The 22,600-nt window shown below is 54.7% G+C and carries 24 protein-coding genes and 1 other annotated feature; of the genes, 9 read left to right on the top strand and 15 right to left on the bottom strand.

Features of this window, described 5'->3' with window-relative positions:
* Window positions 1-26: 26 nt before the first annotated feature.
* Together H2Z33_RS18775 and osmB are read left to right on the top strand one after the other, a co-directional pair.
* Window positions 27-779 carry a DNA-binding transcriptional regulator YciT gene (locus H2Z33_RS18775; RefSeq protein WP_023296713.1) on the top strand — a complete coding sequence of 251 codons (753 nt, stop codon included), beginning with the start codon at window positions 27-29 and terminating at the stop codon, window positions 777-779.
* 262 nt (window positions 780-1,041) lie between these two features.
* A complete protein-coding gene (osmB, locus tag H2Z33_RS18770; RefSeq protein ID WP_017384212.1) occupies window positions 1,042-1,260 on the top strand; it encodes an osmotically-inducible lipoprotein OsmB in 219 nt (72 codons plus the stop codon).
* Between the two features lie 104 nt (window positions 1,261-1,364).
* Here osmB and yciH read toward each other — a convergent pair whose 3' ends face one another.
* The 5 genes from yciH to pgpB form a co-directional block, all read right to left on the bottom strand.
* Complete coding sequence (yciH, locus tag H2Z33_RS18765; protein WP_003856822.1) at window positions 1,365-1,691, bottom strand: stress response translation initiation inhibitor YciH; 327 nt, start codon at window positions 1,689-1,691, stop codon at window positions 1,365-1,367.
* Window positions 1,691-2,428 (bottom strand): orotidine-5'-phosphate decarboxylase, encoded by a 738-nt coding sequence (pyrF, locus tag H2Z33_RS18760; protein WP_058700665.1) that lies wholly within the window; start codon window positions 2,426-2,428, stop codon window positions 1,691-1,693. Before pyrF ends, yciH begins: the two co-directional genes overlap by 1 nt.
* A 184-nt stretch (window positions 2,429-2,612) precedes the next feature.
* Window positions 2,613-3,782 carry a lipopolysaccharide assembly protein LapB gene (lapB, locus tag H2Z33_RS18755; RefSeq protein ID WP_003856819.1) on the bottom strand — a complete coding sequence of 390 codons (1,170 nt, stop codon included), beginning with the start codon at window positions 3,780-3,782 and terminating at the stop codon, window positions 2,613-2,615.
* A gap of 6 nt (window positions 3,783-3,788) precedes the next feature.
* Window positions 3,789-4,097: a LapA family protein gene (locus H2Z33_RS18750; protein ID WP_003856817.1), complete on the bottom strand. Its 309-nt coding sequence runs from the start codon at window positions 4,095-4,097 to the stop codon at window positions 3,789-3,791.
* Window positions 4,098-4,245: 148 nt separating this feature from the next.
* Window positions 4,246-5,013 (bottom strand): phosphatidylglycerophosphatase B, encoded by a 768-nt coding sequence (gene pgpB / locus H2Z33_RS18745; protein ID WP_063134652.1) that lies wholly within the window; start codon window positions 5,011-5,013, stop codon window positions 4,246-4,248.
* Window positions 5,014-5,210: 197 nt separating this feature from the next.
* Between pgpB and ribA the strand changes: the two genes are divergently transcribed.
* Entirely contained in the window at window positions 5,211-5,801 is a 591-nt protein-coding gene (ribA, locus tag H2Z33_RS18740; RefSeq protein WP_003856813.1) for a GTP cyclohydrolase II, read from the top strand.
* 37 nt (window positions 5,802-5,838) lie between these two features.
* On the opposite strand, the gene acnA is transcribed toward ribA, so the two are convergent.
* The 6 genes from acnA to topA all read right to left on the bottom strand — a co-directional run bounded on the left by acnA (window position 5,839) and on the right by topA (window position 13,323).
* On the bottom strand, window positions 5,839-8,514 hold the full coding sequence (acnA, locus tag H2Z33_RS18735) for an aconitate hydratase AcnA (RefSeq protein WP_063134653.1): 2,676 nt from the start codon (window positions 8,512-8,514) through the stop codon (window positions 5,839-5,841).
* A gap of 164 nt (window positions 8,515-8,678) precedes the next feature.
* Window positions 8,679-8,777, bottom strand: coding sequence for a small membrane protein YmiC (gene ymiC / locus H2Z33_RS23445; RefSeq protein ID WP_032103392.1), 99 nt, complete (start codon window positions 8,775-8,777; stop codon window positions 8,679-8,681).
* 137 nt (window positions 8,778-8,914) lie between these two features.
* Window positions 8,915-9,079 (bottom strand): hypothetical protein, encoded by a 165-nt coding sequence (locus H2Z33_RS18730; protein ID WP_162183706.1) that lies wholly within the window; start codon window positions 9,077-9,079, stop codon window positions 8,915-8,917.
* An 8-nt stretch (window positions 9,080-9,087) separates the two neighbouring features.
* On the bottom strand, window positions 9,088-9,228 hold the full coding sequence (locus H2Z33_RS18725) for a YmiA family putative membrane protein (protein WP_213083754.1): 141 nt from the start codon (window positions 9,226-9,228) through the stop codon (window positions 9,088-9,090).
* A 336-nt stretch (window positions 9,229-9,564) separates the two neighbouring features.
* Window positions 9,565-10,539, bottom strand: a complete 975-nt coding sequence (gene cysB / locus H2Z33_RS18720) for an HTH-type transcriptional regulator CysB (protein WP_033486857.1) — start codon at window positions 10,537-10,539, stop codon at window positions 9,565-9,567.
* A gap of 186 nt (window positions 10,540-10,725) precedes the next feature.
* On the bottom strand, window positions 10,726-13,323 hold the full coding sequence (gene topA / locus H2Z33_RS18715) for a type I DNA topoisomerase (protein ID WP_017384217.1): 2,598 nt from the start codon (window positions 13,321-13,323) through the stop codon (window positions 10,726-10,728).
* A 398-nt stretch (window positions 13,324-13,721) separates the two neighbouring features.
* Here topA and H2Z33_RS18710 point away from each other — a divergent pair, with 398 nt between their 5' ends.
* On the top strand, window positions 13,722-13,973 hold the full coding sequence (locus tag H2Z33_RS18710) for a YciN family protein (protein ID WP_003856804.1): 252 nt from the start codon (window positions 13,722-13,724) through the stop codon (window positions 13,971-13,973).
* A gap of 35 nt (window positions 13,974-14,008) precedes the next feature.
* Here the strand turns inward: H2Z33_RS18710 and sohB are convergent, their stop codons facing one another.
* Window positions 14,009-15,055 (bottom strand): protease SohB, encoded by a 1,047-nt coding sequence (gene sohB, locus H2Z33_RS18705; protein WP_063134654.1) that lies wholly within the window; start codon window positions 15,053-15,055, stop codon window positions 14,009-14,011.
* 252 nt (window positions 15,056-15,307) lie between these two features.
* Between sohB and H2Z33_RS18700 the strand changes: the two genes are divergently transcribed.
* Together H2Z33_RS18700 and cobO are read left to right on the top strand one after the other, a co-directional pair.
* Complete coding sequence (locus tag H2Z33_RS18700; protein WP_017384219.1) at window positions 15,308-16,069, top strand: YciK family oxidoreductase; 762 nt, start codon at window positions 15,308-15,310, stop codon at window positions 16,067-16,069.
* Entirely contained in the window at window positions 16,066-16,656 is a 591-nt protein-coding gene (cobO, locus tag H2Z33_RS18695; RefSeq protein WP_046619712.1) for a cob(I)yrinic acid a,c-diamide adenosyltransferase, read from the top strand. The genes H2Z33_RS18700 and cobO overlap by 4 nt, the downstream gene beginning before the upstream one ends.
* A 36-nt stretch (window positions 16,657-16,692) precedes the next feature.
* Here the strand turns inward: cobO and rluB are convergent, their stop codons facing one another.
* The 3 genes from rluB to rnm form a co-directional block, all read right to left on the bottom strand.
* Window positions 16,693-17,568, bottom strand: coding sequence for a 23S rRNA pseudouridine(2605) synthase RluB (rluB, locus tag H2Z33_RS18690; RefSeq protein WP_003856794.1), 876 nt, complete (start codon window positions 17,566-17,568; stop codon window positions 16,693-16,695).
* 97 nt (window positions 17,569-17,665) lie between these two features.
* Window positions 17,666-18,286: an L-threonylcarbamoyladenylate synthase gene (locus H2Z33_RS18685; protein WP_003856793.1), complete on the bottom strand. Its 621-nt coding sequence runs from the start codon at window positions 18,284-18,286 to the stop codon at window positions 17,666-17,668.
* A complete protein-coding gene (gene rnm, locus H2Z33_RS18680) occupies window positions 18,283-19,176 on the bottom strand; it encodes an RNase RNM (RefSeq protein WP_023296717.1) in 894 nt (297 codons plus the stop codon). Before rnm ends, H2Z33_RS18685 begins: the two co-directional genes overlap by 4 nt.
* Window positions 19,177-19,303: 127 nt before the next feature.
* Here rnm and trpL point away from each other — a divergent pair, with 127 nt between their 5' ends.
* From trpL to trpD, 3 genes are all read left to right on the top strand, one after another.
* The gene (trpL, locus tag H2Z33_RS18675) at window positions 19,304-19,348 is read left to right on the top strand and encodes a trp operon leader peptide (RefSeq protein WP_071524153.1); all 45 of its coding nucleotides are present in this window, start codon (window positions 19,304-19,306) and stop codon (window positions 19,346-19,348) included.
* Window positions 19,325-19,419, top strand: a sequence feature (Trp leader region). Its footprint overlaps the gene before it by 24 nt.
* 23 nt (window positions 19,420-19,442) lie before the next feature.
* On the top strand, window positions 19,443-21,005 hold the full coding sequence (locus tag H2Z33_RS18670) for an anthranilate synthase component 1 (protein WP_063134655.1): 1,563 nt from the start codon (window positions 19,443-19,445) through the stop codon (window positions 21,003-21,005).
* Window positions 21,005-22,600 carry a bifunctional anthranilate synthase glutamate amidotransferase component TrpG/anthranilate phosphoribosyltransferase TrpD gene (trpD, locus tag H2Z33_RS18665; RefSeq protein ID WP_017384223.1) on the top strand — a complete coding sequence of 532 codons (1,596 nt, stop codon included), beginning with the start codon at window positions 21,005-21,007 and terminating at the stop codon, window positions 22,598-22,600. Before H2Z33_RS18670 ends, trpD begins: the two co-directional genes overlap by 1 nt.

The raw sequence follows: 22,600 nt of genomic DNA, 5'->3' as shown, positions 1-22,600 counted from the left end.
CCGCCCTTGCCTTTTAAATGGATGCTATGAATTCCCGACAACAAATCATTTTGCAGATGGTGATCGATCAGGGACGCGTAAGCGTGGTCGATCTCGCTAAAGCCACCGGCGTTTCTGAAGTCACCATTCGTCAGGATCTGAATCTGCTGGAAAAACAGAGCTACCTGCGGCGTGCGCACGGATATGCCGTTCCACTGGACAGCGACGACGTCGAAACCCGCATGATGAACAATTATGCGCTCAAGCGGGAGCTGGCGGAGTTTGCTGCATCCTTAGTGAATAGCGGTGAGACCGTCTTTATTGAAAATGGCAGCAGTAACGCCCTTCTGGCGCGCACGCTCGCCGATCAAAAAGACGTTACCATCATCACCGTAAGCAGCTATATCGCCCATCTGTTGAAGGAAACTCAGTGCGAGGTGATACTGCTGGGCGGCATTTACCAGAAGAAAAGCGAAAGCATGGTGGGGCCATTAACGCGTCAATATGTTCAGCAGGTTCACTTCAGTAAAGCATTCATTGGTATTGACGGCTGGCAGCCCGACACCGGCTTTACTGGTCGCGACATGATGCGTTCAGACGTGGTTAACGCAGTACTCGCCAAAGAGTGTGAAGCGATAGTGCTGACCGACAGCTCTAAGTTTGGCGCCGTACACCCTTATACGATGGGTCCGGCTTCGCGCTTCAGCCGCGTGATCACGGATGAGCGTTTGCGCGATGAATATCGCCAGCAATTAGAACAAGACGGCCTGACTGTCGATATTGTGAAAAAAACGGCCTGATTATCCTGCTGCGCCCGAATAATGGGCGCACTTAAACCTTTCTCTGAGAGTATTCTGACCCTGCCTTTAAGAGTTTTTACCTGTTGAAACCGTTCTAAACACGTAAAATTAATATTAGCGATATAACAGGAAGTGACTATCACCTGCGTGATGATGAAACACCTGCGCGACCAGCTTTCACGGGAACAGAATTTAAGTATGGATATTGTCTATACTTAAAGTGCATTCCTTTCCGTGAATCGATAATTCAGGAGAAAGTATTATGACCTTTACCAGCAAAAAATTAGCCGCCGCTGTTCTGGCAATCACTGTAGCAATGTCCCTGAGCGCTTGCTCTAACTGGTCTAAACGTGACCGTAACACCGCGATTGGTGCCGGTGCTGGTGCGCTTGGTGGTGCAGTATTAACGGATGGTAGTACGCTGGGTACATTAGGTGGTGCTGCCGTAGGTGGTGTTATCGGTCACCAGGTGGGCAAATAATCACCATAACGGCTCTCACCGGTATAATAATATATTTTGTATTTTCAGGTCTGACTTACGCACGTAAAAAAAAGAGCCACGGCAATGTCCGTGGCTCATTTATTTTAGCCGCCCGCCAGTTTAACTTTCATTCCTTTGGCTTCCAGCAGCGTTTTAATTAAATCCCGTTTATCACCCTGAATCTCAATAATGCCGTCTTTTACTGCCCCACCGCATCCGCACTTCTTTTTAAGTTCAGCGGCGAGCTTTACCAGGTCTGCATCATCCAGATCAATGCCAGTGACAAGGCAAACCCCTTTACCTTTCCTGCCGCTGGTCTGCCGCTGAATTCGCACGATACCATCGCCTTTCGGACGTTCAGCTTTCTCTTTTGGCTCTTCAATGCGCCCGGTATCCGTTGAATAGACCAGACGACTGTTGGCGTCACGCATTATGCCCCCTTTTTCAGTGATGCATTAATCGCTTTCAGGGTCTCTGCCGGATGAGCGGATTGCGTCACCGGGCGACCAATCACCATATAGTCTACACCCGCGCTCAGCGCCTGCTCTGGCGTCATGATGCGTCGCTGATCCCCAGACTCGCTGCCTGCCGGACGGATGCCTGGCGTTACCAGTTTAAAGTCGCGGCCTAGCTCAGCTTTGAAGCGAACCGCCTCCTGAGCCGAACAGACCACGCCATCGAGACCACACTGTTGCGTGAGGCGCGCCAGACGCTCCGCATGTTCGGCAGGTGACAACGTCACACCCAGGTCGCGCAGGTCGGATTCATCCATACTGGTCAGCACGGTGACGGCGATCAGAAGCGGAGCGTCATTGCCAAACGGCACCAGCGCTTCGCGCGCAGCCGTCATCATGCGTGCCCCGCCGGATGCATGAACGTTAACCATCCACACGCCCAGTTCAGCCGCCGCAGCTACGGCGTGCGCAGTGGTATTTGGAATATCATGGAATTTCAGGTCGAGGAAAACGTCGAAGCCACGCTGGTGCAGATCGCGGACGATTTGTGGGCCGAACAGCGTAAACATCTCTTTGCCTACTTTCAGACGGCAATCGCGGGGATCAATGCCATCAACAAAGGCCAGTGCGGCGTCACGGTTATTGTAATCCAGAGCAACAACTACGGGAGAATCGGTAACTACGCGGGAAGTGGAGGATGTAACAGACGTCATGACCAGCCCTTTTCGTCTATGGGCGCGCAGCGGCGCGGAACAGATAAACGGCGTGCATTCTACCTGCCCTCGGGGTAAATGAACAGAATCGAATGATTTTCCTGCCGAACCCCAGACCGCACGGTGCTGACGAAATTACCACAACAATTAGTATGTTGTAACTAAAAGGCGGTGTTTTAAAAAATCACTGCCCGTCCAGACCTCGGATTGGCTTAATGGTTGACCACGCCCGGCAGGAAGGGCAATGCCAGTAAAGCGAATAGGCGGTGAAGCCGCATTTCTGGCAGCGATAGCGCGGTTTGCTGCGCACCTGTTCACCCACCATGTCTCGCAGCACCATCAGGCTCTCTTTAGCGCGCCCTTCTTCTGCGTCATTAAGGTGGTAATCCATCAGCTTATGGAAGACGCGCATGGTAGGATGACGCTGCAACTGGCGGGTAATGTATACCTGGGCGGTATCACTCCCTTCGTGCTCTTCGACGACATCCGATAGCATCAGCTCGGCTGTGGCACCGGTGTTTTCTTCAACGCAGCGACGCAGAAACGCAACCCACTCGTCCTGCTTACCTAACTGCTGATAGCAGGTTTGCAGCATTTCCAGCGTTTCGCTGACCAGCTCTTTGTCCTGATCGATAACGCGAAGCAGGCTCTCCACGGCTTTGGCGTAATCACCGTTAGCCATAAAGACCCGCCCCATCATGATCGAGATGCGCGCGCTGTTGCGATCGGCCGCAGCGCCTTTCTTTAACAATGCCATGGCTTTATCCATGTCATCGCTACCCATCTGCTGGAGAGCCAGCTCGCAATAGAAGTGGGCAATTTCGACGCGTTGTTTGTCTTTACCGAGTTTGACCAGCCGTTCGGCGGTATCAATCGCTTTTTGCCAGTCGCTGGTGGCCTGATAGATTTGCAGAAGCTGCTGAAGCGCACCGATACGGAAGTCCGTCTCATCCACCAGCTGAGAGAACATATCCTCGGCGCGATCGTAAAGCCCCGCGGCCATGTAATCCCGCCCAAGCTGCTGCACGGCCAGCAACCGTTGCTCATAGGTCAACGAAGCGCTTTCCATCAGGGTCTGGTGGATACGAATGGCACGGTCAACCTCTCCGCGCGAGCGGAACAGGTTTCCCAGGGTGAGATGCGCCTCTACGGTGCCGGTATCCTCTTTGAGCATGTCGAGGAACAGATCCACCGCTTTATCCTGCTGATTGCTCAGCAGGAAGTTCACCCCCGCTACGTAGTCACGGGAGAGTCGGTTTGCTTCATCCTGTTTTGTTTGTTGCGCGCTTCTGCGGCCCATATACCAGCCATAGGCTGCGGCGACAGGCAAAAGCAGAAACAACAACTCCAGCATATTCGATTATTCCTTGACTACCGGCACACCAGAGCTCGCCGGAATGTCAGACGCAGGCGTAAGTTGATGTTCAAGTCGTTTAATTTTACGTTCAGCGCGAACAAGAGAAACACGAACCTTAAGCCAGAACAGGCCGCATACAAGCCAGCCGATGACAAAACCCGCCGCGAATAACACCGCCAGCAGGCTCGACACCCGGTACTCGCCCTGCGCCAGCAGATAGTTAAAACTCACCTGTTGATCGTTTTGCGCGCCCAATGTGACTGAAATGACAAAAATCGCCAACACCAGTAAGAAAATGAGTAAATATTTCACATGACTTCCCGTTATGTGGTTCGAGCGTATAAAGCGTGTTCAACTCACTGCAATCAGCCTTATAAGCTACCATTTTAGTGGCGGGCGCGAAATGGAAAAAGTAACGCGCCCTACATGGATTTATGGTCAAAATGCGGAATATCAACCTTCAGGTTCCGCCAGACTCCCTTTCGGCTATTTCTTCCTTCTCTTCCGGCAGCGGCGTCAATGGTCCGCAAAAACGTTGTGCAAGCCAGGTCGCCAGCGTCACCAGTACCCACGAGATCAGCGTTGCCACCACCAAATCACGCGGCCAGTGCATCCCCAGCAGCATCCGGCTGCCCATTACGCCTGTCGCCCAGACCAGCAAAATCGCAATCGTGAGGGTACGCCGACGCGGCCACAGCAGTCCCACGCCAAGTAGCGCCCAGCTGGCAGCAAACATCGTATGCCCGGAAGGAAACGCAAAGCCGGTCTCTTTTTGCCAGTGTTTGCGTAAAAAGGTCGGGATATCCTGCTGTTCTGCAAGCTGCTCCTTTACCAACGCACCGCGATCTTTACGCTTTAAATTGTAGAACTCATCCACCGGAACATGATGCGTTTTTTCCAGCCAGACGACGAAAGGACGGGGTTCCTGCACGCGATCCTTGACCCACGACTTCACCCCTTGCCCGATAAGTATGGCGCCGCCGAGAATAGCGAACAGTACCAGCGCCGCGCGAAGGCGAAAGCGCAGGCACCACAGGAACCAGCCACAGAGCAGCACGTGCGTAATAATCCCCCACGGCTGGGTGACCGTCTCGGTTATCCAGTATAAGGCTTTCAGCCACGTCTCGTTTTGTCCGGGCTGCCACATCCAGCCGGAGAACCAAACGACCAGGGGTATAACGAGCAATACGGCGGCTCCTGCGGCCGTTCGTCTGGCAATTGAAAGCATGTCCTCTCCTTTTTCACTAAGCACCACAATCATAACTGAATTTCATCATTCTGGTGGATATGTCGGATTGTGCGTTTAACGTTTGTAAAGCGTGGTGGTGATTAGGTGAAGTTGCCGGGCTTGTGGCAAAATAGTCCGATACAGAAAGCATAATGGGGCAAAGGCACGAAACGTGTCAGCCTGGTCTGGAGAATCACATGCAGCTTAAACGTGTGGCAGAAGCCAAACTGCCAACCCCATGGGGCGATTTCCTGATGGTGGGTTTTGAAGAACTGGCAACCGGGCAAGATCACGTCGCCCTGGTGTTCGGCGACATTTCGGGGCAAACGCCGGTGCTGTCCCGCGTTCATTCAGAGTGTCTGACCGGTGACGCGCTGTTCAGCCTGCGCTGCGACTGCGGTTTTCAGCTTGAAGCCGCCCTTTCTCATATCGCAGAGGAAGGACGTGGCGTTCTGCTGTATCACCGTCAGGAAGGACGCAATATCGGCCTGCTGAATAAAATCCGCGCCTACGCGTTGCAGGATCAGGGCTACGATACCGTCGAAGCGAACCATCAGCTCGGCTTTGCTGCTGACGAGCGCGATTTCACCCTGTGCGCGGATATGTTCAAGCTGCTGGGCGTGGACGAAGTGCGTCTGTTGACCAATAACCCGAAAAAAGTGGAAATCCTCACTGAAGCGGGCATCAATATTGTGGAACGCGTACCGCTGATTGTCGGCCGCAACCCGAAAAACGCGCACTACCTCGATACCAAAGCTGCCAAAATGGGGCATCTGCTGAGCGAGTAAACGCAAAACGCCCGGCACATGTGCCGGGCGAGTTTGATCAGTCCAGCATCTTACGAATCACATAATGTAAAATGCCGTCGTTCTGGTAATAGGTCAGCTCTGTTGCCGTATCAATACGACACCGGCAATCCAGCACTTCTGTCGCTCCATCTGCGCGCGTTAACTTCACCGGAACGGTTTTACCCGGTTGCAGATTTTGCAGACCGCTGATATCAATCTGCTCTTCCCCGGTCAAACCCAGCGTTTTACGCGTTACGCCCTGCGGAAACTCCAGCGGCAGGATCCCCATCCCGATCAGGTTTGAGCGGTGGATACGTTCAAAGGATTCGGCAATCACCACGCGAACCCCGAGCAGACGCGGACCTTTTGCCGCCCAGTCGCGACTGGAACCGGAGCCGTACTCTTTACCGGCAATAACGGCCAGCGGCGTACCCTGCTGCTGATACTTCATGGCTGCGTCATAAATTGAAATGACCTCTGTATCCGGCAGGTGGCGCGTCATACCCCCTTCCACGCCTGGGACCATTTCATTGCGAATGCGGATGTTGGCAAAGGTCCCGCGCATCATCACTTCGTGGTTACCGCGGCGCGAACCGTAGGAGTTGAAATCGCGACGTTCCACGCCACGACTTTGCAGATACCGACCTGCCGGACTGTCCGCCTTGATGCTACCCGCAGGGGAGATATGGTCGGTGGTGACGGAATCGCCCAGCATCGCCAGAATGCGCGCGCCGTGAATATCTTTCAACGGTGCAGGCTCCGCCAGCATTTCGTCGAAGAATGGCGACAGGCGAATATAGGTGGAATCATCCTGCCAGTCATAGGTATCGGAACCCACTACGTCGATCGCTTTCCACTCCGCTGTGCCTTCGAACACTTCCGCATACTCTTTGCGGAACATCTCGGTGGAAACTTTCTCTACCGCGCGCGCAATTTCGCGCGATGATGGCCAGATGTCTTTCAGATAGACCGGTTCATTTTTGCGATCGTGACCAATCGGATCGGTCGCCAGGTTAATGTTCATGTTTCCGGCCAGCGCATAGGCTACAACCAGCGGCGGCGAGGCCAGCCAGTTGGTTTTCACCAGCGGATGAATACGCCCTTCAAAGTTTCGGTTACCGGAAAGTACCGCGCCAACGGTCAAATCCCCCTGCTTGATCGCCATTTCAATAGGTTCAGGCAGTGGACCAGAGTTACCGATGCAGGTCGTACAGCCGTAGCCCACCAAGTTAAAGCCCAGCTCGTCGAGGTAAGGCGTGAGTCTGGCCTGTGCCAGGTAATCGGATACCACTTTCGAACCAGGCGCCAGGGAGGCTTTAACCCAAGGCTGTGGCTTGAGCCCAAGCTCTACCGCTTTTTTTGCCAGCAGCCCGGCAGCCATTAACACACTCGGGTTGGACGTGTTGGTACAGGAAGTGATAGCGGCGATCACCACGGCGCCGTCAGGGAGCTGATACTGATGCCCGTTCAGAACATAGTCCACCGGACGGTGATCTTTTTGTGCGGCGTTAACTTCCAGCTCATTGCTGGCGGCAAAGGCTTTCGGAACGTTGCTCAGGGCGACGCGGTCCTGCGGACGTTTTGGCCCTGCGAGGCTTGCCTCAACTGTGCCCATATCCAGCTCCAGCGTACTGGTAAATACCGGCTCGTCACCCGGGTTACGCCACATGCCCTGCGCTTTGGTATAAGCCTCAACGAGAGCCACCTGCTCCTCGCTGCGACCACTGAGGCGCATATACTCCAGCGTAACGCTATCAATCGGGAAAAAGCCGCAGGTCGCGCCATATTCCGGCGCCATGTTGGCGATGGTGGCCCGGTCCGCCAGCGGCAGTGAATCCAGACCATCGCCATAAAATTCAACGAATTTACCCACCACGCCATGCTTACGCAGCATCTGGGTGACCGTCAGAACCAGATCCGTGGCGGTAATGCCTTCGGACAACTTACCGGTCAGCTTAAAGCCCACCACATCGGGAATGAGCATTGATACCGGCTGGCCGAGCATGGCCGCTTCCGCTTCAATACCACCGACGCCCCAGCCCAGAACGCCAAGGCCGTTAATCATGGTGGTGTGTGAATCTGTGCCCACCAGCGTATCAGGGTAAGCCACCCACTCTTTATCCTGCAATTCACTCCAGACGGCTTTGCCGAGATATTCCAGGTTGACCTGGTGACAAATGCCGGTGCCCGGTGGAACAACGCTGAAGCGGCTGAACGCCTGCTGACCCCATTTCAGAAAAACGTAGCGTTCATGGTTACGTTCCATCTCCAGACGGACGTTTTCGCCGAAAGCATCGTCGTCACCAAAGTGATCGACGGTGACGGAGTGGTCAATGACGAGGTCTACCGGGGACAAGGGGTTAACCTTAGCAGTATCGCCCCCGAGACGCTTAACGGCTTCACGCATGGCAGCTAAATCCACCACCGCTGGCACGCCGGTGAAATCCTGCATCAGCACTCTGGCCGGGCGATAGGCAATTTCTCTGTCTGCATGAGCATTTTTCAGCCACCCTGCCAGAGCCTGGATATCCTCCTCGGTAACCGAGTCGCCATCCTGCCAGCGCAAGAGGTTTTCCAGTAAGACTTTCAACGACTTGGGTAACCGCGAAATGTCCCCAAGCGTTCTGGCAGCCAGCGGTAAGCTGTAGTAGCGCCAGGTTTTATTTTCCGCCTGTAATGTGTCCTTACTGGCTTCGCGTAGGGTTAACGACATAAGCTCCTCCTTAAAAACAGGGATGTCCTGACAATCATCAGGGCTGTAATTAAAGATAACACAAAGATGTCGTAACGTTTTGATAACAACCCAAATTGATAAATTTAGGAATGGTCCAACGCGAGGGATAAAACAAAAACCCCGCCGTGGCGAGGTTTTACGATTTAGTGCAAGGCCAGCCAGAGGAGCTGACACCAGAAGAGGATCGACGCTGAGAATACGCCGAGCCATGACCAGTATTTTACGGTTGTCATGTTATTCATCATAGGGACACCAGACTTTAATTATTTAAGGTTGCGAGGTCTGCCCTCGTTCTATATTGCTGATGTGTATTTATTAAGGAGTACAAAAGTGCACGGTCTATATTCAGACTATTTGCATCATTACGCAAAAATCAAAATTATTGTTTTTTGGGTTCGTCTTCCGCGAACACATCAATAAAGGCCTGCTGCTGCGGCGTCAGTTTCCAGGAAGCTGGCACGCTGGTTGCTGGCGCCTTACGGGCTTTGTGAGCATTGTCACGAAGCTGACACATCTCTTTTCTCGCTTCTGTACGCACCGTCATGACCATAATCAACCCCAGTAATTCCAGACAAGAAGAGCAACCACCACCCAGAACAAGGCAGAGCCAAGAAAGACCGCCAGCCAGGCTTTACGCTTAAGCGCGGGATCCCTTTGCGGTTCTTCACTTCCTGACGGCATTGCTAACCTCATACAATCGATATCGCTTATCATTTAGAGACCAAACAATTGGCACAAGTAATCATCTGATGAGATAAATCCTAAAGAAACTTTAGCCGAAAAGCCAGTGAATTTACGTATCTGAGCCCGGGAAAATTCAATCTTTTGACCAGAAATAAATAATTGAAAAGAATAATTTGCACAGCTGTAAATTAGTTTCTACTTTTGTCGCAAATTTGCGACAGTAAAACCATAGTCATCAAATGGGTTATGACGATATATGACAGTGGGCGTAGATGATGATAATTCTAATTCAGGTTTAAAGCGGAATGACGGTATCTTTCCGCAAGAGAAAGATACCGGGAGTGATTATTTGGCGGGAAGTTTAATGTCTTTAAACATCTCTTCGATGTCTTCATTGGAGCGTAACGCCACAGCTGTATCCACCACATCGCGCGTTAAATGTGGCGCAAAGCGTTGAATAAAATCATACATATAGCTGCGCAGGAACGTGCTGCGACGAAAACCTATCTTGGTGGTGCTGTGACTGAAAATATCATGCGCATCCAGACGCACCAGGTCCGGGTCTGAGACAGGATCCACCGCCATGCTGGCAATAACCCCAACGCCCAGGCCCAGACGCACATACGTTTTTATGACGTCCGCATCCGTCGCCGTAAAGACAATCCGTGGCGTTAATCCGGCGCGGTTAAACGCGGTGTCCAGTTCAGACCGGCCCGTAAAGCCGAACGTATAGGTCACCAGCGGGTATTGCGCCAGTTCTTCGATTGTCACTTCGTCCTTCCCCGCCAGCGGGTGATCCGGGGTCACGACAATAGAGCGGTTCCAGTGGTAGCACGGGAGCATGACCAGATCATCGTACAGATGGAGCGCTTCCGTCGCGATAGCGAAGTCTGCATTGCCTTTAGACACGGCCTCTGCGATTTGCGTCGGTGAGCCCTGGTGCATATGCAGGGAAACGCGGGGATAGCGTTCTATGAAGCCTTTAATCACCCCGGGAAGCGCATAACGCGCCTGTGTATGCGTGGTGGCAATATACAGAGAGCCTTTATCCGGCCAGGTATGTTCCCCGGCGACGGATTTAATGGCGTCGACTTTGGAGAGCACTTCCCGTGCGATGCGTATGATTTCCTGTCCTGCCGGGGTGACCTGAGTCAGGTGCTTACCGCTGCGGGCAAATATCTGAATACCTAACTCATCCTCCAGCATACGCACCTGCTTACTGATGCCGGGCTGAGAGGTATAAAGACCTTCTGCGGTGGAAGAGACATTGAGGTTATGATTGACGACCTCAACGATATAGCGAAGCTGCTGTAATTTCATGCCAGACCATCCGATTTAGCGCATGCGTCAATCGATTAAGACGATTTGATAATAAGAAACGGGTTAACTATAACCACTATATCATTTATAGCCAGGCTGTATAGTACGGAACAAAAAATAATAACTACGTAATAAAAAAGGGCCGGAAGTCCGGCCCTTTTACAGGTAAGTTACGGTAAGGGAAGATTATTTCTTGCCTTCAACCCATTTCCCGTCGACAAAGAAGGCTGACCATCCGGTCGCTTTGCCCTCTTTCTCTGCCGCCACGTACTGCTGCTTCGTTTTACGGCTGAAGCGCACCACGGTTTTGTTGCCTTCCGGATCCTGCTGTGGCGCATCGGCCAGGTAACGCAGTTTCTCCGGCAGACGGTCGCGGAAGCGGTACAGCTCTTCTACCAGCGGCGCACGGGTTTCGCGCGATTTCGGGAAGGTGTTGGCCGCCAGGAATACACCAGCAGCACCGTCACGCAGCACGAAATACGCGTCTGACTTCTCGCACGGCAGCTCAGGAAGCGGAACCGGATCTTCCTTCGGCGGCGCAACTTCACCGTTACGCAGGATCTTACGCGTGTTTTTACAGTCGTCGTTGGTGCATGCCATGTACTTACCGAAGCGTCCCATTTTCAGGTGCATTTCGGAACCACATTTCTCACACTCAACGATTGGACCGTCATAGCCCTTAATGCGGAACTCACCTTCTTCGATCTCATAACCATCGCAGGTCGGGTTATTGCCACAAACGTGCAGTTTGCGTTTTGGATCGATCAGGTAGCTGTCCATCGCCGTGCCGCATTTCTTACAGCGGCGTTTGGCGCGCAGTGCGTTGGTCTCCGCATCGTCACCTTCCAGCACGTTGAGAACTTCGTTCTCCGGCACGAGGTTGATGGTGGTTTTGCAACGCTCTTTCGGCGACAGTGCATAGCCAGAGCAACCGAGGAACACGCCCGTGGTCGCGGTACGGATCCCCATTTTACGGCCGCAGGTTGGGCAGTCGATGCTCGTCAGTACCATCTGGTTAGGCAGCATGCCGCCCTCTTCAGGATCTTTCTCAGCTTTCTCAAGCTGATTGGTAAAATCGCTGAAGAAGCTGTCGAGAACTTTCTTCCATTCTGCCTTATGGCTGGCAACCTCATCGAGGCTGTCTTCCATCTGCGCGGTGAAGTCATAGTTCATCAACTCACGGAAGTTCGCTTCCAGACGGTCGGTGACAATCTCACCCATTTTTTCAGCATAGAAACGACGGTTCTCGACGCGAACGTATCCACGATCCTGAATGGTCGAAATGATTGACGCATAGGTGGACGGGCGACCGATGCCGCGTTTTTCCAGCTCTTTCACCAGCGATGCTTCGCTGAAGCGCGCAGGTGGCTTGGTGAAGTGCTGAGCCGGGACCAGATCAACCAGCGACAGCTCGTCACCTTTGTTGACTGAAGGCAGCGTTCTGTCTTCATCACCTTTACGTAACGCTGGCATCACTTTTGTCCAGCCGTCGAAGCGCAGAATGCGGCCGCGCGCTTTCAGGCGGAAATCACCCGCGCCGACCGTCAGCGTGGTGGAGTCGTATTTCGCTGGCGTCATCTGGCAGGCTACGAACTGGCGCCAGATCAGCTGATACAGCTTCTGGGCGTCCGCTTCCATATCTTTCAGCGATTCAGCCAGAACAGAAACGTCAGAAGGACGAATCGCTTCGTGCGCTTCCTGAGAATTCTCTTTGCTGGCGTACTGATTAGGCCCGTCCGGCAGGTATTTCTTACCGAAGTTGTCCTCGATATAGCCACGCACCATGTTGACAGCGTCCTGGCTCAGGTTGGTGGAGTCAGTACGCATGTAGGTGATGTAACCCGCTTCATACAAGCGCTGGGCCATCATCATGGTTTTCTTCACGCCGTAACCCAGACGGGTACTTGCCGCCTGCTGGAGAGTTGACGTGATAAACGGTGCGCCAGGCTTGCTGCTGGTTGGTTTATCTTCACGATCCAGAACCTGATAACGCGCTTTTTCCAGCAGCGCCACGGCGGCCATGGTCTGATCGCGATTTTCAGGACGGAACGGTTTGTCGTTGTGATGGCTCACCTGCAACGGCAGCGCATCGCCGCCCGGCGTGGTGACATTCGCATCCACTTCCCAGAACTCTTCCGGGACGAACGCTTTGATCTCGCGTTCACGCTCAACAACAAGACGAACAGCCACAGACTGCACACGCCCCGCAGACAGGCCGCGAGCGACCTTTTTCCACAGCAACGGCGAGACCATGTAGCCTACAACGCGGTCCATAAAGCGACGCGCCTGCTGAGCGTTAACACGGTCGATATTCAGTTCACCCGGCTTTTCAAACGCCTGACGAATCGCATTCTTTGTAATTTCGTTGAACACTACACGGCTGTAGCGTTTGTCATCACCCCCGATCACTTCCCGCAGGTGCCATGCAATGGCCTCCCCTTCGCGGTCAAGGTCGGTTGCGAGATAAATGTGGTCTGCTTTTTCAGCAAGCTGTTTCAGCTCGTTAACGACTTTTTCTTTGCCTGGCAGCACTTCGTAATGTGCATCCCAGTTGTGCCATGGGTTAACACCCATGCGGTTGACAAGCGCGCTACGTTCATCCTTTTTAGGCTTTTTAGCCCCTTTGGTGGAGGTAGAGTCTGCGCTCTTTTTGCTGGCTGAGCCACTGGTCGGCAAATCGCGAATGTGACCAACGCTGGACTTAACCACGTAGTCATTGCCCAGATATTTATTGATCGTTTTGGCTTTTGCCGGGGACTCAACGATGACGAGAGCTTTACCCATATTCACCTTTACCTAATTTAATTCTTCCAGGAATACGCCGCACGTTGATTTCCCTTCCGCTGACGACGAGCCATTGATATTGCGACATCGTCAGGGGATATCAACCCCTATGTGTTACCGAACGTCAGAATGGCGACATCCAGGTCATTGAGTTTTCGGGTATTTTTCTCACATCAAAGTTCATTCGTGACGAATTCCCGGTCGAATGTCAAGCAATTCTGTTGCCAGAATGACGAAAGCGCACACTGTACCTGATAAAATTCGTTACGCAACTTTATTAGCATGCAAAAGCAAATCCCGCCAGCCAGCCCCTGTTTCTTATCCCCTCGGATAACAGGGAAAATTTGCCCCCGAAGCGACCCAGGCGTAGACTATTGTCACTGTTTAAGGAGTGGAATATGCAGAATACGACCCAACCCATTGACCGAGCTTCATTGCTTATCGAAGCAAACAAACTCATTCGCGACCATGAAGACACCCTGGCGGGAATTGAAGCGACTGGCGTGGAACAACGTAATGGCGTGCTGGTGTTCAGCGGTGAATACTTCCTTGATGAACAAGGGCTACCCACCCCGAAAAGCACCGCCGTGTTTAACATGTTTAAATACCTGGCGCATACCCTCTCAGAGAAGTACCACCTGGTCGATTGAAACGAAAACGCGAGGCATCTGCCTCGCGTTTTTCTTTACAGCAGCGGCTTTTGTCCGCGCTGCAACCAGCGTAGCAGCAGGCGATCCGCGCTTTCTGCCGCGCTATTGGTAAAACGGTCGAGCAGGCGCTTACGTCGGGTGAAGCGCACCCCCACCAGCTCACGGCCTTCCATCAGGTTGAGCAGGAGGTCGTCGCTGGTACCCACCTCATCCACCAGCCCTTTCTCCTGCGCCTGCGTGCCGTACCAGTGCTCGCCCGTAGCCACCAGCTCAATGTCCAGCGTTGGGCGCATGCGGTGCACGAAATCTTTGAAAAGATGGTGGGTTTCGTTCAGATCTTCCCGGAATTTCTGCCGTCCCTCTTCGGTATTTTCGCCGAGCAGCGTCAGCGTACGTTTGTACTGACCCGCCGTATGCAGTTCGATGTCGATCTCTTTATTTTTCAGGAAACGATTGAAGTTAGGGATCTGCGCGACCACCCCAATCGAGCCGATAATGGAGAACGGTGCCGCGACGATTTTATCCGCCACGCACGCCATCATATAGCCGCCACTCGCCGCGACCTTATCTACCGCAACGGTGAGCGGGATCTGTTTATCCCGCAGACGTTGTAACTGCGAAGCCGCCAGTCCATACCCATGCACTACGCCGCCCGGGCTTTCAAGGCGTACCACCACCTGATCCTGGGCTGTCGCCACGGCCAGCACCGCCGTCACTTCTTCACGCAGAGAGGAGACTTCATGCGCATCCATGCTACCTTTAAAATCGAGCACATAGACGCGCGGTTTTGCGTCAGCCTGTGGCGTGGCGAGCTTAGCTTTCGCCTTCGCGGCTTTGGCGTCCTGCTTATGTTTTTTCTTCTGGGCTTTTAGCCACAGCTTCTGTTGATGATCGTCAAGCAGCGCCAGAGACATCTCCTCCTGCATCTCTTTATACTGCTCGCTCAGGCGGGTAATGCGTAACTCACCACGCTGACGCTTACGCTGCGTCAGGTTGACAATCAGGACGGCAATCACCGCGACAGCAATAACCACCGTCGCGATTTTGGCCAAAAACAACCCATACTGAGAAAGTAATTCCACGCGTTCCACCTTGATTTAACCACGAATCTTTCACGCCAGTGTACAACAGCCCTGCGCAGGCGTCTCGCTCTGGACATTACCTCTGCGAGGCGGCTTCAGGAATCCCCCGCTTCTGGTTTAAATCTTTGCAAATTGTTAATTTCCCAGCGTTCTGTCCTGTAGACTGATTGAATTCTGACGCTGTTTCGGGCATAAAGCCGAAAAGTCATAAATAAAGGTGCAAGTCACGCCCAATGCGCCTGAGGAGCCACCGTGCATTATCAGCCACAAAAAAACCTTCTACAGAACCGCATCATTCTGGTTACCGGTGCCAGCGACGGGATTGGTCGCGAAGCGGCGCTGACTTATTCTGAATACGGTGCGAGCCTTATTTTGCTGGGACGTAATGAAGAAAAGCTCAAAGCCGTCGCCCGTGAAATCGAAAACGCCGGCGGTACCCCCACGCCCTGGTATACGCTCGATCTGCTGACCTGCACGCCAGCGTCATGTCAGGCCCTTGCCCAGCGTATCAGCACGCATTATCCGCGTCTGGACGGCGTACTGCACAACGCGGGGTTACTGGGCGAAGTGCGCCCGATGGATGAACAGGATCCGGAAATTTGGCAGCAGGTGATGCAGGTTAACGTCAACGGGACGTTTTTCCTGACCCAGGCCTTGCTTCCTTTATTACTCAACTCCGATTCCGGCTCGCTGGTATTTACCTCCTCCAGCGTGGGGCGTCAGGGGCGTGCGAACTGGGGGGCTTACGCCGTCTCAAAATTTGCCACCGAAGGAATGATGCAGGTGCTGGCCGAAGAGTACCAAAGCCGCCACCTGCGGGTTAACTGTATTAACCCAGGCGGTACGCGCACCAAAATGCGCGCCAGCGCCTTCCCGACAGAAGATCCGCAGAAGCTTAAAACCCCGGCCGATATCATGCCCCTTTACCTGTGGCTGATGGGTGACGACAGCCGTCGCAAAACCGGAATGACCTTCGATGCCCAGCCAGGCCGCAAACCGGGGATATCGCAATGAGTGAAGATCGGCATCAGCAGCGCCAGCAGCGTCTGAAAGAACAGGTTGATGCACGCGTGGCGGCCGCTCAGGACGAGCGCGGGATCCTCATCGTGTTCACCGGCAACGGCAAAGGCAAAACCACCGCCGCATTTGGGACCGCCACCCGCGCAGTCGGGCATGGGCAGAAAGTGGGCGTGATCCAGTTTATCAAGGGTGAATGGCCCAACGGCGAGCGTAATCTGCTCGAGCCGCATGGCGTTGAGTTTCAGGTAATGGCAACCGGTTTTACCTGGGATACCCAGAACCGGGAAACCGATACCGCAGCCTGCCTCGCCGTCTGGGAGCATGCCAAAAGAATGCTTTCAGACCCGTCGCTGAACATGGTGTTGCTGGATGAGATCACCTATATGGTGGCGTATGACTACCTGCCGCTGGAAGCCGTGCTGGAGGCCCTCAGGAACCGCCCTGCACACCAGACGGCGATCGTCACGGGGCGCGGGTGTCATCGGGACATTCTGGAGCTGGCCGATACCGTCAGCGAGCTGCGTCCGGTTAAGCATGCGTTCGATGCGGGTATCAAAGCGCAAATTGGGATTGATTACTGAAGAAAAAAAGCCCGGTATATTCACCGGGCTTTTCAATTAACCGTTGTTATTACGGCTGCCAGAGCGGCGATTGCTGCTAACCTGGCTGTGACGTTTCACCGCACGGCGGATTTGATTCGCCTTCATGCGACGACGATCTTTCTCTACCGCCACTTTCGACGTGGTTTCTGGCGTCAGGCCAACCAGATCGCGCAGGTAGTTGGTTTGCGTCAGATCCAGTTCGGTATAGCCGCCACGTGGCAGGCCTTTCGGCAGCAGAATGTCGCCATAGCGGACGCGAATCAAGCGACTCACCTGGACACCGACCGCTTCCCACAGTCGACGCACCTCGCGGTTACGTCCCTCTGTCAGGGTAACGTTGTACCACTGGTTAATGCCTTCACCACCGGTAAACTTGATGGTTTTGAACGCCGCAGGGCCGTCCTCCAGCTGAACACCACGCGACAGATCGCGCAGTTTGTTCTCATCAACCTGGCCGAAAACACGAACGGCGTATTCACGTTCCACTTCACGACTCGGGTGCATCAGACGGTTTGCCAGTTCACCATCGGTGGTGAACAGCAGCAGGCCGCAGGTGTTCACGTCCAGACGCCCTACGGCAATCCAGCGGGCGCCACGCAATTTTGGCAGACGGTCAAACACCGTCGGGCGACCTTCCGGGTCGTTGCGGGTACACAGTTCGCCTTCCGGCTTGTAGTAAGCCAGTACGCGGCAGATCTGTTCAGCAGACTCTTTCACGGAGATAAGATGGCCGTCAATGCGGATCTTCAGCCCCGGTACGATTTCAACGCGGTCACCGAGCGTGGCGATTTTACCGTCCACACTCACGCGGCCTGCTTCAATAATGGCTTCGATTTCACGGCGCGAACCGTGGCCGGCGCGCGCCAGCACTTTCTGTAACTTCTCGCTCATTGAGCTTCCTCAGGTGTCGCCTTCACAGGCGTCGAATCAGGTCAAAAACAGGGCGGCGCCCTGCTTTGATGGCCGCGTAGTATATCTGCTTACACCCTTACAAGAAAGGCTTAACATCGCCCACGCCTTCACGAATCACTTCTGGCGCGTCTTCGGTGAGATCCACCACGGTGGTCGGCTGCTGGCCAAGATAGCCGCCATGAATAATCAGCTCCACCACCTTCTCCAGACGATCTTTGATCTCTTCCGGGTCGGACTCGGTAAACTCACTGCCCGGCAGCATCAGCGATGTGGAGAGCATCGGCTCGCCGAGGGTTTCCAGTAGCGCCTGGGCAATCGGGTTCGACGGCACGCGCATGCCGATGGTTTTACGTTTTTCCTGCAACAGACGACGCGGCACCTCTTTTGTCCCCTTCAGAATGAAGGTGTAGTTACCCGGCGTGTTGTTTTTAATCAGACGAAAGGCCACGTTATCAACATAAGCATAGGTCGACAGCTCAGAGAGATCGCGACACATCAGGGTGAAGTTGTGGCCATCCGGCAGCTGGCGGATGCGACAGATGCGCTCCATCGCCCCTTTATCCTCAATTTTACAGCCCAGCGCGTAGCCAGAATCGGTTGGATAGACAATAACGCCGCCTTTGCGGACGATCTCCACGGCCTGATTAATCAGACGTGGCTGGGGGTTATCCGGATGGATATAGAAAAACTGACTCATACTTCCCTCTCTTCAATTTGCTGTGGCTGTTCCCAGAGCTGCCAGACAGGCTCAACGCCCGCGGGTAACCAGAGCTTACGCCCCAGTTCAATCCACGCGCAGGGCTGATGGAAATCTGAACCCTGTGACCCAAGCAGACCAAACTGACGGGCGTAGGTCGCGAGCTGCGAACGCTCATTGGGTGCCTGCTGACACTGGGCAACTTCCATCGCCTCACCGCCGCAGTCGGCAAAGTGTGCCAGCAGTCTTTTCAGCCATTTAGCAGAAAGATTATACCGCCCCGGATGGGCCAGCACGGCCTTACCGCCAGAATGATGAATCACATCAATAGCTTGTTTTATTGTACACCACTGTGGGGGAACGTATCCGGTTTTCCCGCGCGCCAGATACTTTTTAAAGACATTCGCCATGGTCGTCGCCTTACCGGCATCCACAAGAAAACGGGCGAAATGGCCGCGCGTCACCGCCCCACCGTTCGCCAGCGTTCGCGCGCCTTCCAGCGCACCGGGAATATGCGCTTTTTCCAGACGTTCGCCAATCATCTCCGCGCGTTGATTGCGGCGTGTTTTTTGTTCTTGCAAAAAAGCACGCATGGCCGGATGTTCTGTATCGATATTCAGGCCAACGATATGAATTTCGTGGTTTTCCCAGACCGTCGAGATCTCAACCCCGGCCACCAGATCCAGCGCCAGTCCGCTGCGGGCAATCTCGGCGCGCGCGGCGGGAATGCCGTCAGTGGTATCGTGATCGGTTATTGCCAGCGTGCCGACACGCATTTCAACGGCGCGATGGACCAGAGCTTCGGGTGTCAGCAGGCCATCTGAAGCCTGCGTATGGCTATGTAAATCATAAATTACGGCGTAGGTGGTATCGCTCAAAGCACTTCCCATAACAGGTTGGAGACATCCGAAGCCCCTATGATACCGACTAACCGTGAAATACTGAAATCAGGGGTTGACAACACGCCATCGAACTAGTTAACTAGTACGCAAGTTCACACGAGAAAGGTATCTGAAAATGACAGCACATTTCGCTCTGCACGGTTGGTGGCGTACTTCCTGATCTTCGGGCAGTGTCACACGTCTGCGATAAGCAAACAGATACCCGGCCCGCTCCCAAGCGGGCTTTTTTTTGAACAGAATATGAGAACAACAACATGCAAACAGCCAAACCCCACCTCGAACTGCTGACCTGCGAGGCGGCCTATCGCCATAACCCTACCGCGCTGTTTCATCAGGTGTGCGGCGCACGTCCCGCGACGCTGCTGCTGGAGTCAGCTGATATCGACAGTAAGGACGACCTCAAAAGCCTGCTGCTGGTTGACTGCGCGCTGCGCATTACCGCGTTAGGTGACACCGTCACTATCAGGGCGTTGTCTGACAATGGCGCGTCGCTCCTGCCGCTGCTGGATGCGGCGCTGCCTTCAGGCATTGAAAATGAACGCCACCCGGACCTGCGTATTCTGCATTTCCCGCCGGTGAGCCAGCTGCTGGATGAGGATGCCCGCCTCTGCTCGCTCTCCGTTTTTGACGCCTTTCGCCTGCTGCAAAATCTGGTGGCCGTGCCGGAAGTTGAGCGCGAAGCAATGTTTTTTGGCGGGCTGTTTGCTTACGACCTGGTTGCTGGCTTTGAAGATTTACCGGAAACCGAGCAGGGTAATCGCTGCCCGGACTACTGCTTCTACCTGGCCGAAACCCTGCTGGTGATCGACCATCAGAAAAAATACACCCGCATCCAGGCCAGCCTGTTCACGCCGTCTGAGTCCGAGAAAAATCGCCTCGCGCAGCGCATCGCCCAACTGCAACAGCAGATGTCGGAAGCACCGCCCACGCTCCCGGTGCAGCGTGTTGAAAAGATGACCTGCGAGGTGAGTCAGACCGACGATCAGTACGGCGCGGTGGTACGTCAGATGCAAAAAGCGATTCGTGCCGGGGAGATTTTCCAGGTGGTGCCGTCCCGTCGCTTCTCACTGCCCTGCCCGTCGCCGCTGGCGGCTTACGATGTGCTGAAAAAGAGCAACCCAAGCCCGTACATGTTCTTTATGCAGGACAATGATTTCACCCTGTTTGGCGCGTCGCCGGAAAGCTCCCTCAAGTACGACGCCACCAGCCGCCAGATTGAGATCTACCCAATAGCGGGAACCCGTCCACGCGGCCGTCGTGCCGATGGTTCACTGGATCGCGACCTCGACAGCCGCATCGAGCTGGAGATGCGTACCGACCATAAAGAGCTCTCCGAACACCTGATGCTGGTTGACCTGGCGCGTAACGATCTGGCACGCATTTGCACGCCTGGCAGCCGCTACGTGGCGGACCTGACCAAAGTCGACCGCTACTCCTTCGTCATGCACCTGGTATCCCGCGTGGTGGGTGAACTGCGCCACGACCTCGACGTTCTGCATGCCTACCGCGCCTGCATGAACATGGGCACCCTGAGCGGCGCGCCGAAAGTCCGCGCCATGCAGCTGATCGCCGAAGCGGAAGGACGCCGTCGCGGCAGCTACGGTGGTGCCGTGGGCTATTTCACCGCTCACGGTGACCTCGATACCTGCATCGTGATCCGCTCCGCCTACGTTGAGGACGGCATTGCCACCGTCCAGGCCGGGGCCGGGATTGTGCTGGATTCTGTTCCGCAGTCGGAAGCCGACGAAACCCGCAGTAAAGCGCGCGCGGTACTGCGCGCCATTGCTACCGCACACCATGCACAGGAGATTTTCTGATGGCTGACATTCTGCTGCTCGATAATATCGACTCCTTTACTTACAACCTGGCAGATCAGCTGCGTGCGAATGGTCACAACGTCGTTATCTATCGCAACCACGTTCCGGCCCAGACGCTGATTGACCGTCTGGCGACCATGCAAAACCCGGTGCTGATGCTCTCCCCGGGCCCAGGCGCACCGAGCGAAGCAGGCTGTATGCCTGAGCTGTTGACCCGTATGCGCGGCAAGCTGCCGATTATCGGCATCTGTCTCGGCCACCAGGCGATTGTCGAAGCCTACGGCGGTTACGTGGGTCAGGCGGGGGAGATCCTGCATGGTAAAGCGTCAAGTATTGAACATGACGGTCAGGCGATGTTTGCCGGTCTGCCGAACCCGCTTCCGGTAGCGCGTTACCACTCGCTGGTCGGCAGCAACATTCCGGCCGGGCTGACCATTAACGCCTCGTTTGAAGGGATGGTGATGGCGGTGCGTCACGATGCGGATCGCGTCTGCGGGATGCAGTTCCACCCGGAATCTATCCTGACGTCCAACGGCGCGCGCCTGCTGGAGCAAACGCTCGACTGGGCGCTGCAAAAGCTGGAGCAGACCAACACCCTGCAACCGATTCTGGAAAAACTGTATCAGGCTCAGACTCTGAGCCAGCAGGAGAGCCATCAGCTGTTCTCCGCCGTCGTGCGCGGCGAGCTGAAGCCTGAGCAGCTGGCCGCTGCGCTGGTGAGCATGAAGGTACGCGGCGAAAGCCCGCAGGAGATCGCCGGTGCGGCAACCGCGCTGCTGGAAAATGCTGCCCCGTTCCCGCGCCCGGACTATCCGTTTGCCGATATTGTCGGGACCGGTGGCGACGGCAGTAACAGTATCAATATTTCCACCGCCAGCGCCTTTGTGGCCGCGGCATGCGGTCTGAAGGTGGCGAAACACGGCAACCGCAGCGTGTCCAGCCGTTCAGGATCGTCCGACCTGCTGGCGGCTTTCGGTATCAACCTGGACATGAACGCCGAGCGTTCCCGTGAAGCGCTGGATGACCTGGGCGTCTGTTTCCTGTTTGCGCCGAAGTATCACACCGGTTTCCGCCACGCGATGCCGGTTCGCCAGCAGCTCAAAACCCGCACGCTGTTTAACGTGCTCGGTCCACTCATTAACCCGGCGCACCCGCCGCTGGCGCTGATTGGCGTTTACAGCCCGGAACTGGTCCTGCCGATTGCGGAGACGCTGCGCGTCCTCGGTTACCAACGCGCCGCCGTGGTACACAGCGGCGGGATGGATGAAGTTTCCCTGCATGCGCCCACGCTGGTGGCGGAACTGAATAACGGCGAAGTGCTGAACTATCAGCTTGAGGCCGCTGACTTCGGGTTGACCCCGTACCATCAGGACGCCCTGGCGGGCGGCACGCCGGAAGAAAACCGTGACATTCTCACGCGCTTATTACAAGGTAAAGGTGAGGCCGCCCATGAGGCCGCCGTGGCGGCCAACGTAGCCATGCTGATGCGTTTACATGGCGAGGAAGATCTGAAAGCCAACGCCCAAAAAGTTCTGGACGTACTGCGCTCCGGTGCAGCTTACGATCGCGTTACCGCACTTGCGGCAAGAGGGTAA

The organism is Enterobacter sp. YSU (genome assembly GCF_016082135.1).
GTDB lineage: Bacteria > Pseudomonadota > Gammaproteobacteria > Enterobacterales > Enterobacteriaceae > Enterobacter > Enterobacter hormaechei_C.
This window is presented reverse-complemented; position numbering and strand designations above follow the sequence as displayed.

What these genes read in the sequence shown, in the direction of transcription:
- pyrF (WP_058700665.1), bottom strand. Translation starts at nt 2,428, where the DNA reads ATGACGTCTGTTACATCCTCCACTTCCCGCGTAGTTACCGATTCTCCC.
- ribA (WP_003856813.1), top strand. Translation starts at nt 5,211, where the DNA reads ATGCAGCTTAAACGTGTGGCAGAAGCCAAACTGCCAACCCCATGGGGC.
- ymiC (WP_032103392.1), bottom strand. Translation starts at nt 8,777, where the DNA reads ATGAATAACATGACAACCGTAAAATACTGGTCATGGCTCGGCGTATTC.
- trpD (WP_017384223.1), top strand. Translation starts at nt 21,005, where the DNA reads ATGGCTGACATTCTGCTGCTCGATAATATCGACTCCTTTACTTACAAC.
- rnm (WP_023296717.1), bottom strand. Translation starts at nt 19,176, where the DNA reads ATGGGAAGTGCTTTGAGCGATACCACCTACGCCGTAATTTATGATTTA.
- H2Z33_RS18730 (WP_162183706.1), bottom strand. Translation starts at nt 9,079, where the DNA reads ATGACGGTGCGTACAGAAGCGAGAAAAGAGATGTGTCAGCTTCGTGAC.
- rluB (WP_003856794.1), bottom strand. Translation starts at nt 17,568, where the DNA reads ATGAGCGAGAAGTTACAGAAAGTGCTGGCGCGCGCCGGCCACGGTTCG.
- acnA (WP_063134653.1), bottom strand. Translation starts at nt 8,514, where the DNA reads ATGTCGTTAACCCTACGCGAAGCCAGTAAGGACACATTACAGGCGGAA.
- H2Z33_RS18670 (WP_063134655.1), top strand. Translation starts at nt 19,443, where the DNA reads ATGCAAACAGCCAAACCCCACCTCGAACTGCTGACCTGCGAGGCGGCC.
- H2Z33_RS18710 (WP_003856804.1), top strand. Translation starts at nt 13,722, where the DNA reads ATGCAGAATACGACCCAACCCATTGACCGAGCTTCATTGCTTATCGAA.
- lapB (WP_003856819.1), bottom strand. Translation starts at nt 3,782, where the DNA reads ATGCTGGAGTTGTTGTTTCTGCTTTTGCCTGTCGCCGCAGCCTATGGC.
- cobO (WP_046619712.1), top strand. Translation starts at nt 16,066, where the DNA reads ATGAGTGAAGATCGGCATCAGCAGCGCCAGCAGCGTCTGAAAGAACAG.
- cysB (WP_033486857.1), bottom strand. Translation starts at nt 10,539, where the DNA reads ATGAAATTACAGCAGCTTCGCTATATCGTTGAGGTCGTCAATCATAAC.
- pgpB (WP_063134652.1), bottom strand. Translation starts at nt 5,013, where the DNA reads ATGCTTTCAATTGCCAGACGAACGGCCGCAGGAGCCGCCGTATTGCTC.
- osmB (WP_017384212.1), top strand. Translation starts at nt 1,042, where the DNA reads ATGACCTTTACCAGCAAAAAATTAGCCGCCGCTGTTCTGGCAATCACT.
- H2Z33_RS18685 (WP_003856793.1), bottom strand. Translation starts at nt 18,286, where the DNA reads ATGAGTCAGTTTTTCTATATCCATCCGGATAACCCCCAGCCACGTCTG.
- yciH (WP_003856822.1), bottom strand. Translation starts at nt 1,691, where the DNA reads ATGCGTGACGCCAACAGTCGTCTGGTCTATTCAACGGATACCGGGCGC.
- H2Z33_RS18725 (WP_213083754.1), bottom strand. Translation starts at nt 9,228, where the DNA reads ATGAGGTTAGCAATGCCGTCAGGAAGTGAAGAACCGCAAAGGGATCCC.
- topA (WP_017384217.1), bottom strand. Translation starts at nt 13,323, where the DNA reads ATGGGTAAAGCTCTCGTCATCGTTGAGTCCCCGGCAAAAGCCAAAACG.
- H2Z33_RS18775 (WP_023296713.1), top strand. Translation starts at nt 27, where the DNA reads ATGAATTCCCGACAACAAATCATTTTGCAGATGGTGATCGATCAGGGA.